This is a genomic window from Vibrio sp. 10N.237.312.B06 (genome assembly GCF_041464685.1).
GTDB lineage: Bacteria > Pseudomonadota > Gammaproteobacteria > Enterobacterales > Vibrionaceae > Vibrio > Vibrio tasmaniensis_A.
This window is the reverse complement of sequence record NZ_JBFSPI010000040.1, coordinates 1-13496: the sequence shown is the minus strand read 5'-3', so window position 1 is coordinate 13496 and position 13496 is coordinate 1. Positions and strand designations below refer to the sequence as shown.

General features: G+C 43.8%; 11 protein-coding genes. 9 read left to right on the top strand and 2 right to left on the bottom strand.

Annotation, left to right across the window (positions count from 1 at the left end; all coding sequences use genetic code 11):
- Positions 1 to 235: 235 nt before the first annotated feature.
- From AB6C75_RS12495 to AB6C75_RS12460, 8 genes are all read left to right on the top strand, one after another.
- Positions 236 to 550: a winged helix-turn-helix domain-containing protein gene (locus AB6C75_RS12495; RefSeq protein ID WP_017099336.1), complete on the top strand. Its 315-nt coding sequence runs from the start codon at positions 236 to 238 to the stop codon at positions 548 to 550.
- Positions 551 to 829: 279 nt separating this feature from the next.
- On the top strand, positions 830 to 1249 hold the full coding sequence (rbsD, locus tag AB6C75_RS12490) for a D-ribose pyranase (protein WP_009844907.1): 420 nt from the start codon (positions 830 to 832) through the stop codon (positions 1247 to 1249).
- Positions 1250 to 1361: 112 nt separating this feature from the next.
- Positions 1362 to 2867, top strand: a complete 1506-nt coding sequence (rbsA, locus tag AB6C75_RS12485) for a ribose ABC transporter ATP-binding protein RbsA (protein ID WP_009844906.1) — start codon at positions 1362 to 1364, stop codon at positions 2865 to 2867.
- Positions 2864 to 3856 carry a ribose ABC transporter permease gene (rbsC, locus tag AB6C75_RS12480; protein ID WP_372107912.1) on the top strand — a complete coding sequence of 331 codons (993 nt, stop codon included), beginning with the start codon at positions 2864 to 2866 and terminating at the stop codon, positions 3854 to 3856. Before rbsA ends, rbsC begins: the two co-directional genes overlap by 4 nt.
- Positions 3857 to 4030: 174 nt before the next feature.
- Positions 4031 to 4909: a ribose ABC transporter substrate-binding protein RbsB gene (gene rbsB / locus AB6C75_RS12475; protein WP_012600805.1), complete on the top strand. Its 879-nt coding sequence runs from the start codon at positions 4031 to 4033 to the stop codon at positions 4907 to 4909.
- 220 nt (positions 4910 to 5129) lie between these two features.
- Positions 5130 to 6074: a ribokinase gene (gene rbsK, locus AB6C75_RS12470; protein WP_372107911.1), complete on the top strand. Its 945-nt coding sequence runs from the start codon at positions 5130 to 5132 to the stop codon at positions 6072 to 6074.
- 153 nt (positions 6075 to 6227) lie between these two features.
- On the top strand, positions 6228 to 7229 hold the full coding sequence (locus tag AB6C75_RS12465; protein ID WP_004730338.1) for a substrate-binding domain-containing protein: 1002 nt from the start codon (positions 6228 to 6230) through the stop codon (positions 7227 to 7229).
- A 224-nt stretch (positions 7230 to 7453) separates the two neighbouring features.
- A complete protein-coding gene (locus AB6C75_RS12460) occupies positions 7454 to 9913 on the top strand; it encodes a CHASE3 domain-containing protein (RefSeq protein ID WP_372107910.1) in 2460 nt (819 codons plus the stop codon).
- A gap of 101 nt (positions 9914 to 10014) precedes the next feature.
- Here the strand turns inward: AB6C75_RS12460 and AB6C75_RS12455 are convergent, their stop codons facing one another.
- Complete coding sequence (locus AB6C75_RS12455; protein WP_372107909.1) at positions 10015 to 10806, bottom strand: carbon-nitrogen hydrolase family protein; 792 nt, start codon at positions 10804 to 10806, stop codon at positions 10015 to 10017.
- A gap of 177 nt (positions 10807 to 10983) precedes the next feature.
- Positions 10984 to 11406, bottom strand: a complete 423-nt coding sequence (locus tag AB6C75_RS12450) for a lysozyme inhibitor LprI family protein (protein WP_372107908.1) — start codon at positions 11404 to 11406, stop codon at positions 10984 to 10986.
- Positions 11407 to 11745: 339 nt separating this feature from the next.
- Between AB6C75_RS12450 and AB6C75_RS12445 the strand changes: the two genes are divergently transcribed.
- Positions 11746 to 13326 carry an EAL domain-containing protein gene (locus AB6C75_RS12445; RefSeq protein ID WP_029222188.1) on the top strand — a complete coding sequence of 527 codons (1581 nt, stop codon included), beginning with the start codon at positions 11746 to 11748 and terminating at the stop codon, positions 13324 to 13326.
- Positions 13327 to 13496: the final 170 nt, after the last annotated feature.

The window sequence follows — 13496 nt, the reverse complement described above, 5'->3', positions numbered from 1 at the left end:
GTCAACAGAATCAGTTAAAACACAACAAATCACTGAATAAAAAAGAAATAAAAAACATCCCGCATTAACTCTAACAATCCATCCCCTTTCAAATCATCCGGTTTTTATGTTTTTTCACCTGGCACTTACGCAAGCTTACTTTCAAGAGTGGCGTGATTTTGCATAATCCACACGCTTTAGTAGCTTGCGACTTAACTCAATCTCAACCATTCAGAATAAGACGAATAGAAACACGATGAACCACACAATAGAGCTCAACGGCTTAATCATTGATACTGACTCTCGAACGATTACTAATGAACAGGGGAATAAAATCACTTTACGCCCTCACCTACTTTCGGTGCTCTGTTTACTGGCAGAAAATCTAGGGGATCCCGTTTCTAGGGAAGATATTATTGATATGTGCTGGGAAGGGGAACTCACTTCTCCTCACATACTTGCTAACGTCATCTATAATCTGCGTAATGTTTTTACGCGTTTAAGAACACCAGACATTCAGATAACCACAATCACCAAGTTTGGCTACATTTTGTCGGTTGACCCTACTTAATTAAATTTAAGCGACATTACATTGTGTCAAAACTGTATGGGCAACAAGCCGTAGCGCACTCTTTATATCTCCATTGAGAACGTATTTATGCAATCAATGGCGTTGATTAAGATCACTAAAAAACGCCGCATCGAAACGTTTCGATGATCGTTATCACACTCTAGCAAAGTGAAGAGTGCAAATGATAAATCAGACACTATTATCACTATCGAAACGTTTCGATGGTTTTTCTTGAGTTGTTCTCAACCCATTAAACGTTATTTTTCGATAGGTCGTGATATGAAAAAAAGTACTCTAATTAATTCTGAACTCTCTTACTTAGTGGCGACTCTTGGCCACACAGATGAAATCACGATTTGTGACGCGGGCTTGCCGATTCCAGATCACGTAACTCGTATTGATCTTGCCTTAACTCATGGTGTTCCGAGCTTTCAGCAAACAGTAAAAACCATGCTGGATGAATCTCAGATTGAAGGCGTTGTGATTGCAGAAGAGTTTGCGAAAGTAAGCCCAGACCATCACGCTGCACTGATTGATTTAGTTAAGACAGAAGAAGCGCGTTGCGGCAAATCGCTTTCGATTACTTACATCACTCATGAAGAATTCAAAGAGCGAACGCATGACAGCCGCGCGGTTATTCGCACTGGCGAATGCACGCCATACGCAAATGTTATTTTCCAAGCTGGCGTAACCTTTTAACTCAAGCTCAGCGTTTGAACCTAAGCGCAACGACAGCTCAGTGTCATCACTGAACCAAGCAATATTTATGCAGAACAATCAAATACAACTGGCCCCGAGTAAAGGAACCGACATGACTCAAGCCATTTTAGAACTTAGCTCAATTGAGAAAGCCTTCCCAGGTGTTAAAGCACTAGATAAGGCAAGCCTCAACGTTTACCCAGGGCGCGTAATGGCGTTAATGGGGGAAAACGGTGCAGGTAAATCAACGTTGATGAAAGTGCTTACCGGCATTTACCACTTGGACGGCGGCACTATCGCATACCAAGGTAAACCCGCAGCATTTAAAGGACCACGTGATTCACAACAAGCTGGCATTAGTATCATTCACCAAGAATTGAACCTAATTCCTGAGCTAACCATCGCCGAGAACATCTTCTTAGGTCGTGAAATCACAGGCACCATGGGACGTATCTTGTGGAACGAAATGTACCAAGAAGCGGACAAGCTACTTAAACGCCTTAACGTAAAACACAGTTCAAAAACTCCTTTAGGTCAGCTAAGCCTTGGTGAGCAGCAAATGGTAGAGATAGCGAAAGCCCTATCGTTTGAATCTAAGGTCATCATCATGGATGAGCCAACGGATGCACTAACCGATACCGAAACTGAGTCTCTATTTAAAGTAATTAACGAACTACGTGATGAAGGCTGTGGCATTGTTTACATCTCTCACCGTTTGAAAGAGATCTTTGAGATTTGTGATGACATCACCGTGCTTCGTGACGGTAAGTTCATTGGACAATGTGAAGTAAAAGACACCGACGAAGATGGCCTAATCGAGATGATGGTTGGCCGTAAACTGGACGAGCAATATCCACGTATCGGACAGAGCCACGGTGAAACCTGCCTTGAAGTGATTGGCCTGACTGGTTCTGGTGTTCATGACGTGAGCTTTACTCTAAAGCGCGGCGAGATTCTTGGTGTATCTGGCCTAATGGGTGCAGGTCGTACCGAACTGATGAAAGTGATTTACGGTGCCCTTCCAAGTGAACGCGGCGTCATCAACCTAGAAAACAAAACCATCAACCCGGTAAGCCCGAAAGATGGCTTGGCGAATGGCATTGCTTACATCTCTGAAGACCGTAAAGGCGATGGCTTAGTTCTAGGGCTTTCAGTGAAAGAGAATATGTCTTTATGTTCACTTGACCTACTGACAAAGAGCGGTCAAATCCAACATAAAGACGAAGTGATCGCCGTGGATGACTTCATCAAGCTCTTCAACATCAAAACCCCGACTCGCGAGCAAATCATTGGCAACCTTTCTGGTGGTAACCAACAGAAAGTGGCTATCGCTAAAGGCTTGATGACAAAACCAAAAGTATTGATTCTCGATGAGCCAACGCGTGGTGTCGATGTCGGTGCTAAGAAAGAGATTTACCAACTCATTAATAAGTTTAAAGCCGATGGCATGAGCATTATTTTGGTCTCATCTGAAATGCCAGAAGTGTTAGGAATGAGTGACCGCATCATGGTGATGCATGAAGGCCGTGTAAGCGGTGAATTTGATGCTAAAGAAGCAAACCAAGAATTATTACTGGCGTGTGCGGTCGGTAAAAAGATCAACGAGGACGCAGCATGAGTACTAAAACCATGAGCAAAACAACTGAAACTGAAGCGCCAAAGAAAAAACCGTTAATCAGCAAAGAATGGCTGATTGATCAAAAGTCATTGATTGCTTTGATCTTCCTGATTGTTGTCGTTTCTTTCTTAAACCCAAACTTTTTTACTGTCGACAACATTCTGAATATCCTGCGTCAAACCTCGGTTAACGCGATTATCGCAGTAGGTATGACACTGGTTATTTTAACCGCGGGTATCGACTTGAGTGTCGGCTCTGTACTTGCGCTTTGTGGTGCATTCGCAGCCAGCATGATTGGCATGGAAATCCCTGTCATGATCGCAGTACCAACCGCTCTAGTAGCTGGTGCAGCATTAGGTGCTATTAGTGGTGTGATTATCGCCAAGGGTAAAGTTCAAGCCTTCATCGCAACGCTTGTAACCATGACACTACTTCGCGGCGTAACCATGGTTTACACCGACGGTCGCCCTATCTCAACAGGCTTCACTGACACAGCAGACGCATTCGCTTGGTTCGGTACAGGCTACGCAATGGGCATCCCAGTTCCAGTATGGATCATGGTCGTGGTGTTCGCAGCAATATGGTACCTATTAAACCACACACGTTTTGGTCGCTACGTTTACGCACTGGGTGGCAACGAATCAGCAACTCGCCTATCAGGCATCGACGTAGACAAAGTGAAAATCGGCGTTTACGCAATCTGTGGCCTGCTAGCTGCAGTGGCTGGCATCATCGTGGCCTCTCGCTTGTCATCGGCTCAACCTACCGCAGGTATGGGTTATGAGCTAGACGCCATCGCAGCCGTGGTTCTTGGCGGCACAAGCTTAGCGGGCGGTCGTGGTCGCATCATGGGTACATTGATTGGTGCACTGATAATCGGCTTCCTAAACAACGCCCTAAACCTATTAGACGTATCTTCTTACTACCAAATGATTGCAAAAGCAGTGGTTATTCTTCTGGCAGTATTGGTCGATAACAAAAACAAATAAGACTCTAGTTTGAGTCAATGCAACACCCTGCTTTATCTATAGAAAACCCATAGAAAAAGCACCTTTAATAAAAAGATCTATCAGTAACAAACCTATAAACATTAAATCTATAAATAATGTAACAACGAGCTAGGGTTATCCAACCTAGCTCACCCTACATAAAGGACTTACACCATGAAAAAATTAGCGACTCTTATTTCTGCTGCCCTTCTTTCTACAACAGTATCTGTGTCTGCACAGGCGCAAGATACAATGGCAATCGTTCTGTCTACACTGAATAACCCATTCTTTGTAACCATGAAAGATGGCGCAGAAGCGAAAGCAGAAGAGCTAGGCTACAAGCTTATCGTTCTTGATTCTCAAAACGATCCAAGCAAAGAGCTTTCGAACATTGAAGATCTAACCATTCGTGGTGTTAAGGCAATCCTGATTAACCCTACAGATTCAGACGCAGTGTCTAACGCAATTCGCATTGCTAACCGTTCAAACATCCCTGTACTAACACTAGACCGTGGTGCAAGCCGTGGTGACGTAGTGAGCCACATTGCTTCTGATAACGTAATTGGCGGTGAAATGGCGGGTCACTACATCATGGAAAAAGTGGGCGAGAAAGCGAAAGTAATTCAACTTGAAGGTATCGCGGGTACATCGGCTGCTCGTGAACGTGGCGAAGGCTTCATGAACGCAGTAAACGGCAGCGACCTTGAGCTTCTTGCAAGCCAACCTGCTGATTTCGACCGTACTAAAGGTCTGAACGTAATGGAAAACTTGCTTGCTGCTAACCCAGATGTACAGGCGGTATTCGCTCAAAACGATGAAATGGCACTAGGTGCTCTTCGCGCCGTTCAAGCTTCAGGTAAAGAAGTGATGATCGTTGGCTTTGATGGCACTGAAGACGGTATCGCTGCTGTTAACCGCGGCCTACTAGGCGCAACGGTTGCACAACAGCCTGACCTAATCGGTTCTTTAGGTATTGAAATAGCAGACAAAGTACTGAAAGGCGAGACAGTAGACGAGTACGTACCAGTAGCTCTAAAAATCATCGCTAAGTAAGCTTGTTTGTTACTAAGTAATTCAGTTTAACGCTGAGATCTAATTAAGCAGGGAGTCCCCTATCTCCCTGCTCATTAGCTCACTAACTTGCGACTCAAAAAAAAACAAAAAAACCGACAGTGCATCGCTGTTTCTCATAAGCCGTCTAACAAGGCGAGCAATTTACGTAATGAGAAAGACCCATGCATTTTCAAATACGATATATCATAAGGCTCGTATCATGACTCAACTGATTGTTTTAGGTAGCGTTAACGCTGACCACGTACTGCAAGTTCCTTCGTTCCCTCGTCCGGGTGAAACCTTGATTGGCGGTAACTATCAGGTCATCCCTGGCGGCAAAGGCGCAAACCAAGCCGTAGCGGCAGCAAGATTAAACGCAGACATTGGCTTCATCGCCTGTGTCGGTGACGACCCATTTGGTATCAATATTCGTCAAGATTTGGCTAAAGACGGCATCAACATCGACGGCGTGATCGTTGCAGACAACACGCCGACAGGCATCGCGATGATTCAAGTATCAGCAACGGGCGAAAACAGCATTTGTCTTTCTGCGGAAGCCAACAACGAGCTAACTTGCGACCAAATCGAACCGCATCTAGAGAAGATTCGCGGCGCTAAATACCTGCTGACTCAACTTGAAACGCCAATTGAAGGCATTGAATACGCAGCAAAAGTAGCAAAAGAGAGCGGCACGCAAGTGATTCTTAACCCGGCTCCTGCTCGTCCTCTATCAGATACACTATTGGCGTGTGTTGATGTGATCACACCAAACGAAACAGAAGCAGAAGTGCTGACGGGCATTACCGTGACGGACAATGCATCTGCTCATCAGGCAGCTTTGGCTTTGCATGCTAAAGGCATCGAGACTGTAATGATCACGCTAGGCGCGAAAGGCGTTTGGGTGAGTCATCATGGTCAAGGTAATAAAGCTAGCGAAGGTGAATTAATCGCAGGTTTCCGTGTTGAAGCAACGGACACAACCGCTGCTGGTGACACCTTTAACGGCGCATTAGTCACTGGCTTGCTTGAAGACATGCCATTAGAACGCGCGATTAAGTTTGCTCACGCTGCCGCTGCCATTTCAGTGACTCGCTTTGGCGCTCAAACATCGATTCCAAGCCGCGCTGAAACCGATGCGTTTTTGGCAGAGCAACTGTCTGCTTAGCTTGATACCTATTTGAAGGGTTAACTCCTGAACTAAACCGTAGTTAACGGATGTAAGCCTTCAAATTCGGTAACAACAAATATCAAGCATAAGCCCCTGTTTTCAGGCAGAATATCGCCCAACGTGGAAAAGTGATTCCCACAAGGATTTTATATGGCAACAATGAAAGACATCGCTCGGGTTGCAAAGGTTTCAACGTCTACCGTGAGCCATGTGATGAACAAATCACGTTTTGTCAGTGAAGAGATTGCTGAGCGTGTTAACAGTGCGGCCAAAGAACTCAACTACGCGCCGTCTGCATTAGCTCGCAGCTTAAAAATGAAGCAAACCAAAACCTTGGGCATGTTGGTTACCACCTCTACCAACCCATTCTTTGGTGAAGTAGTGAAAGGTGTTGAACGTCGTTGCTACGAAAAAGGCTACAACCTCATCCTATGCAACACCGAAGGCGATAGCGAACGCATGAAATCCTCTATCGATACCTTGCTGCAAAAGCGTGTCGATGGCTTGATGCTGATGTGTTCAACGCTTGAAGGTCAACATATCGATGTGTTCGAGCGCTACCCAGAGTTGCCTGTCGTGGTAATGGACTGGGGTCCAATGCTGTTCGCAAGTGATAAAATCCAAGACAACTCGCATCAAGGTGGCTACATGGCAACCAAACACCTGATCGATAATGGTCACTCGGATATTGGCTGTATTACTGGCCCACTGCATCGCAACCAAGCCTCTTCTCGTTATCAAGGCTATAAGCAAGCAATGGAAGAAGCGAATTTAGAGATCAACCCTAAGTGGATTGTTGAATCCAACTTCGAATGCGATGGTGGCTTTGATTCTTACCAAACATTGAAAGCTCGTGGTCAAATGCCTTCGGCTTTGTTCGTTAGTAACGACATGATGGCGATGGGTGTGATTCATGCGGCAGCTCAAGATGGCACATTGATTCCAAATGACCTGTCTATCATTGGCTACGATGACATCCACTTATCTAAGTACATGACACCCGCTTTAAGCACAATCCACCAGCCAAAGCACCGTTTAGGTAAAGCGGCGGTCGATACCCTGTTAAGCCGACTACAAACGCCAGACGCCTACCCGCAAGTCGTTGAACTAGAACCGACTCTTGTAGAGCGAAGCAGCGTAAAAGCGATTTAGGGCTCAACCTGCCCATGATACAGTTGAAAGCTAGCTTATTCGGGCTAGCTTTTTTGTCTTTGGTACATAATTACGACTTTTAGTTGCTCCCTAAATACCCTTTATATGCAGGACTTACATCCCCAACGTATGCATTTGCGCGCTTAGCAACTATTTACGCACTTAGCTACTCATTATCATCTACACTAACAATGAAATGACATCGACATGGAGAGCGCTGTTTTATGATCGCGGGTTGGTTTGACAACATATCCCTACAGAAGAAGCTATTGGTTAGCTTTTTTATTCCTATCGCTTTGATGCTTATCGTTGCTTTTTCTGTTCATGACAACACCCGAAATATTGTGAAAGACAATAATTGGGTCGTTCATACACACAAAGCCATCGCTCGGGCTCAAGAACTTCTCAGCCTAACAGTAGACATGGAAACAGCTCAGCGTGGCTATCTGATCTCCGGTGACCTCGTGTTTTTAGAACCCTACTACTTAGCACTTGATGTATGGCCTCAAAAAATTCAAACCCTTGAGACTCAAGTGAGTGACAACCCACCTCAAGTAGAACGCCTTAATCGAATTGATGCTATCCACAACACATGGCTAGAAAAATCAGGAGAGAAAGAGATCATGCAGCGCAACCTCGTGAACACAGGTGAAGCTGAAATGCAGAGTGTTGTCTATCTCACTCAGCAGCAAACCGGAAAAAAGCTGATTGATGAGGTCCGTCAAGAGATTGCTCAATTTATTGAAATTGAACAACAACTTATCAGTGTCAGAGTCGCCAAGTCCGAAAGCTCAGCCAATCAAACCAGTTATGTACTCATTCTGGGAACACTGTTTTCGGTGTTTATCTCACTCCTTGTCGCTACGTGGTCGTCCAAGCGAATAAAACGAAGATTACACACTCTACTTCAAGCAGCGAACCAAGTTGCCGCTGGCCATTTGAAACAAGGCGCTGCGACTCTCGAACTTGGTTCAAAGAACGACAGCCAAGACGAAGTGGCTCTCCTCACACAAAGCTTTCAAAAAATGACAACAAACCTCGTAAAAAATGACAGCGAAATGCGAGAGAAAAATCACGAGTTAGTCGAAGAAAGAACCAAAGCAGAAGCGGCGGTAAAGGCTAAGAGCGAGTTTCTGTCGACTATGAGCCACGAGATTCGAACGCCAATGAATGGAGTACTTGGTATCTCCCAGATCATTGCCAGCCAAACCCAAGAGCCGGAAACAAAAGAGAACATCGATCTCATTCTCGATTCTGGCCATCATTTAATGACGATACTCAACGACATATTAGATTTCTCGAAAGTGGAAGAAAATAAACTTGAGTTAGACTTTGCACCCTTTAATTTTGTCCAAGTAATACAACCTGTACGTAGCGCGCTTAAACCCTTGGCCGATGAAAAAGGCATTCGCCTGTTAATCGAAAATAATATACCAACAAGCATCCAGCTGATCGGAGACTGTGCAAGATTACGTCAGATCATGTTCAACTTGGGCGGTAATGCGACCAAATTTACTAAAGAAGGTCACGTATCCATTCAAGCGGATCTCAACAGACCAAACAACCAACTTATTCTCACGGTAACAGACACGGGTATTGGCATTCCAAAGGACAAACACGAGCAAATTTTTAATTCGTTTGAACAAGCTGACACTTCAACCACAAGAAAGTTTGGCGGGACGGGGCTTGGCCTCGCGATCGTTAAGAATCTAGTCAACTTAATGAATGGTGAAATAACACTGACGAGCGCTGTTGGGCTTGGCACAAAATTCCAAGTTTCTCTACCTATCGCATGGCAAGAAGGAAAAACAGGGGATATCGTCACACCAGTAATCAATACAGAAAACCTGACTTGTGATTCATTGCGTATTTTATTGGTGGAAGACAATCGTATTAATGCGATCGTGGCACAAGGCTTCTGTGAAAAGCTCGGCCATCATGTTGATCTTTCGGAGAATGGCAAATTGGCAATTGAACGCCTCAAAACCAATCAATACGAACTGATCTTGATGGACAATCACATGCCGGAAATGAACGGGATCGAGACCACTCAGTACATCCGCGAGAAACTAAAACTCGACACCTTGATATTCGCCTACACGGCCGATGTTTTCCGTGAAGCTCATGACAACTTCATTCAAGCCGGTGTCGACCATATTCTGACTAAACCTCTACAACAAGAGAGCTTTTTCGACGCCCTGCAACAATTTTCGAATCGATTACCTAAGCAAATAAAAACCGAAGGCTCGAGTGACATCGAAAACATCGTCGAACTTCATCGCAAGCCAATTGAAACACTGAGATTAACAGAAGAAGAGATAAGTCAGTCAGAAGTAATACGCATACTTAAAGACGACACGGAAGGATTCAGCTTACTTATCGATTCAACCATTATTGAGTTCGAACAGTCTGTTGATCGAGTCATCGAATACTATTTATCGAAGGAGTTAGAGCCACTATGTCGCACCCTGCACTCCATTAAAGGTATGTCGTTAAACTTAGGTCTCAACATGCTTTCTAAGCAGGCATTAGAGCTAGAAGTGCAAGCAAAAGACCAGCAACTGCCTGATATTGAACTGCTGCAAAAGCTGCTCAATCGACTTACGGTCAACATACATCAAGCTCAGCGGATGAAAGCGGTTAATTCGATTGAGCGCCAGACTCAAATGAATGATAAAACTTAAAAAAATTCACTCTCAAACCAAAGCGCAAGGTTTAATCACTTTGCGTTTTTCGATCTTATGTCGCTCTAGTCTTTGTTCTAACGATTTAACGGTCTAACGGTCTAACGGTTTAACAGGGCGGTTATTTGCTGGATCTCATTTTCGACATCAATACCATTGTATTGCGGCGCAATCGAGGGATCTTGAATACTCACAGTTTCTACAGATTGCTTGTCGTTGAGCTGAAGCATTAAGTCTCCCTTTGGTGAATAGGTTCTACTGCTACCACAATAAGTCGCGGTAAACGCATCAACCACATCCTGCCTAACGCGATTACACGTCACGACATGACACCCCTCTTCTAAAGCTCTTGCTTGAGCAATAGCAAAGCTGTGGTGACCGCCAAAGTTGGCCGGGTGCAGAATAACGTCGACCGACTGATACGCTCTCATGATCTCCGGGAACCAAATATCAAAGCAAATCGCAACACCAAACTTTAAGCCCTTGAGCTCAAATGTAAGGAGCTCACACCCACGTGAAAAATACTGTTTGTCGAATTTGGTTTGACTGACTTTTCTGTATTTATGAAGTAAACCTGAACCATCAACCACCACGACGCTATTGTAATATTGGCAGCTATCTTTCTCTGCAATACCAGCAACAATCAAGGTGTGATGCTTCGCTGCCATCTGAGTTAATGAATCAATAGTAGTACTGTCGTTGAAGTCTTCAGCCAGTTCATGAATTTCTTCAGCATCGTTAAAAATGTATCCTGTAGTGAACAATTCAGGCAACAGAGTGATATCCCCAACTGTCGACTCCGCTTCCAAAAGATCAGAGACCGACTCAATGTTCTTTTGTTTGTTTTTGTATTCAACCTCAAGCTGAATAAGGGTGATGCTGACATTATTCAAAATCGAATCCTTGCTAGGTAATACTTCAAACTGTAACGCTTCAAGCTTTAATACTTCAAACTAGAAACTAAGAACTAGAAACTAAGAACGACAGAGTAAGACAATCCCCTATCACTTTCTTATTCACACGCCAAAGGTTGAAGCAGGAGCACAGTCCTGTACGCATTTCAAACCTGCCTACGGCGCTAATTTAGGCTCTGGTAAAACGGGAGGCGTGCTGTCCATATAGGTTAAGAAATTTGCCCACACTTCATGCGTGCGCTGCTTGGTTAACGTTGTCTTGCAGGAAAGCGCCATAACCCCTCGTATTGAACCATCACGCCATTGGGTGTACACAGAGTTACAATGAGCCGACATGTACGCCTGCCAGCTGTCTTGAGCCACCTTGATTGAACTAACCAACTCCGCATCATATGCATTGTGTTCAAAGCTCGCTGCAAGGTATTTATCCAGTTCCGCTTGTGCAGATTCCAACTCAATTGCCGCACAGTGATTAATCTCTAGCGTGTTCATAGCATTCTCGCAATCGACTGTCTTTTCAACAGCGAGCACAGAGCACGAGAAGTAAGCCAAACCGAACAGTGTTATCACTCTTTTCATAAAAATCCTTGATTCTGTCATCAATAAATTTGCGACATGTTTCGATTAACTGAAACACAGGTTATTGAGTCAATTTCCTTCAATATCCCAATCGTATATAACTCTAGTCTTTATAGGGTTATAAATATCTTTTATTCGTATTAGTACTGCAAAACCAAGTAAAACCCACAAAGAAAAATCGACTAAACATCAATATGTTACTGGTAAAATCGAAAAAACATTATCTTTATCAATAATTCATGCGTTTATTCACAATATTTATCATTTTCCTTGCTACCTAATCGTTAAATTTATAAATTAAATCGAATGCTCACTTAGATCGGTAGTCTTACTCCAACTATGGATATCAATTACCCGAATATTGCTAAAACATCTTTATGCTTCGTTGTTTCCTTTTGTATATCAATGGCAATGCTCATTCCGGCTACGCCTTTTCATTACCAAACGTTGACTGAAGACTCATCCAAACAACTAGAGCAAAAACTGAGGCACATTCAATCTCAATTCGATTACTTTTTGACTGAGGTTGAGCACGGGCAATCATGCGAGTCCGTGGTTACTCGGCTGAGACAAACGGTTTTTGATACCGACTGGATTAAAGAAGCGGCGTTGTTTAATAAAAATGACCAATTTTATTGTTCAACAACAGAAGGTGACGTCTCATTCCGTCTCTTTAAATCCATCAGAGAGCGCTTGAATTCCGATCCAAACATGACCACGTTGTCTTATACCAATGCTGCGATCACTAAAGTCAATTCCATCATGCTCATTTCTTCTAACGAAGATAATGCGGGAATTAGCTTAATGATCCCTCCTCATTTCCTGTACGACATAGTAAATCGAAATCTATCCAATTTTGGTATCGAATCAAAAGTAAAAGTAATTGATAAAAACATATCCTTACCAAAGGAAGGGACATATTTGCAGAAAGTAGTCATTGTTTCTGATAAATACCCACTAACCGTTACCTCATATATTGGGTATCAATATTACTTTAATTACCTCTTACGTTACTCTTGGTTCGGTTTCCTATTTGCGGGAATCGCGACAATTATCGCCGTGTCTATCAGGCACAATAAACAAAACCACAGAAGCTTAGAGTATTCATTATCTGATGCGCTAAGAAACGATCACTTGCATGTCCACTTGCAGCCTATCGTTAACCATAATACTCATGAAATAGTCGGTTGTGAGTCTCTGTTGAGGTGGCATGACCCAATTGAAGGTAACGTCTCTCCCGCAATATTCATCCCTCTTGCAGAAAGCTTAGGGTTAATAGAAGACCTCACGTACTTCGTGTTACGTGAAGTATTAGCCATGATCAACAGCAACCAACACCTGTTTCAATCAAGGTATGTCAGCGTCAACATAAGCCGGAATGTGCTATCAAATAGCAACTTCGCAAGCAAGGTGAGTCATATATACAAGAAGAACCCAGACATTCTCAAACAGGTGGTTTTTGAAGTCACAGAGGATGGTGAATGTTCTGATGCCGATATGGTTAAGATTAAAGACAACCTGACTAAACTATCGAATATGGGCGTAAGAGTTGCGATTGATGATTTTGGTACGGGCTATGCGGGCTTAGACTTTGTGAGACAGTTCCCGTTTAGCATTCTCAAAATCGATCGCGTGTTTGTGAAAAACATTTCAGACGAATCAAGCCTTGGTATCCCTTTGCTGGAGTCCATGCTTCAGTTGTCCCGCACCTTAGGTATGCAAGTCATCGTCGAAGGGGTTGAGTACGAATCCCAAGTGAACATCTTGTCTAAACTGGGCGTCGACTATATCCAAGGCTTCTATTTTTATAAGCCGATGCCAATAAGCCTAACGATAAGTTTGCTCAGACAGCAACATATGGCTGCAGATAATGAAGACAAACTCTCATCCACCTCAACGCCAGAATGGGAACAAGTCTAAGCAGACTCATTGATGGCAGCAGGCCTCACAATCTTTTTACATCGAGTTAGGACACTCGGAGCGTTTCCAATGAACATAAGAGCGTAGTTCACGCCCCTAAAATATATGCGTGTTATCTAGGGCGTGTTGATCTTTGCTGTACATTTCGCGTTCAACAATACATCGGTAGC

Bases quoted from the DNA above. Each gene is read 5' to 3' on its own strand.
- rbsC (WP_372107912.1), top strand. From the start codon at position 2,864: ATGAGTACTAAAACCATGAGCAAAACAACTGAAACTGAAGCGCCAAAG.
- rbsD (WP_009844907.1), top strand. From the start codon at position 830: ATGAAAAAAAGTACTCTAATTAATTCTGAACTCTCTTACTTAGTGGCG.
- AB6C75_RS12460 (WP_372107910.1), top strand. From the start codon at position 7,454: ATGATCGCGGGTTGGTTTGACAACATATCCCTACAGAAGAAGCTATTG.
- AB6C75_RS12450 (WP_372107908.1), bottom strand. From the start codon at position 11,406: ATGAAAAGAGTGATAACACTGTTCGGTTTGGCTTACTTCTCGTGCTCT.
- rbsB (WP_012600805.1), top strand. From the start codon at position 4,031: ATGAAAAAATTAGCGACTCTTATTTCTGCTGCCCTTCTTTCTACAACA.
- AB6C75_RS12445 (WP_029222188.1), top strand. From the start codon at position 11,746: ATGGATATCAATTACCCGAATATTGCTAAAACATCTTTATGCTTCGTT.
- AB6C75_RS12495 (WP_017099336.1), top strand. From the start codon at position 236: ATGAACCACACAATAGAGCTCAACGGCTTAATCATTGATACTGACTCT.
- rbsK (WP_372107911.1), top strand. From the start codon at position 5,130: ATGACTCAACTGATTGTTTTAGGTAGCGTTAACGCTGACCACGTACTG.
- AB6C75_RS12465 (WP_004730338.1), top strand. From the start codon at position 6,228: ATGGCAACAATGAAAGACATCGCTCGGGTTGCAAAGGTTTCAACGTCT.
- rbsA (WP_009844906.1), top strand. From the start codon at position 1,362: ATGACTCAAGCCATTTTAGAACTTAGCTCAATTGAGAAAGCCTTCCCA.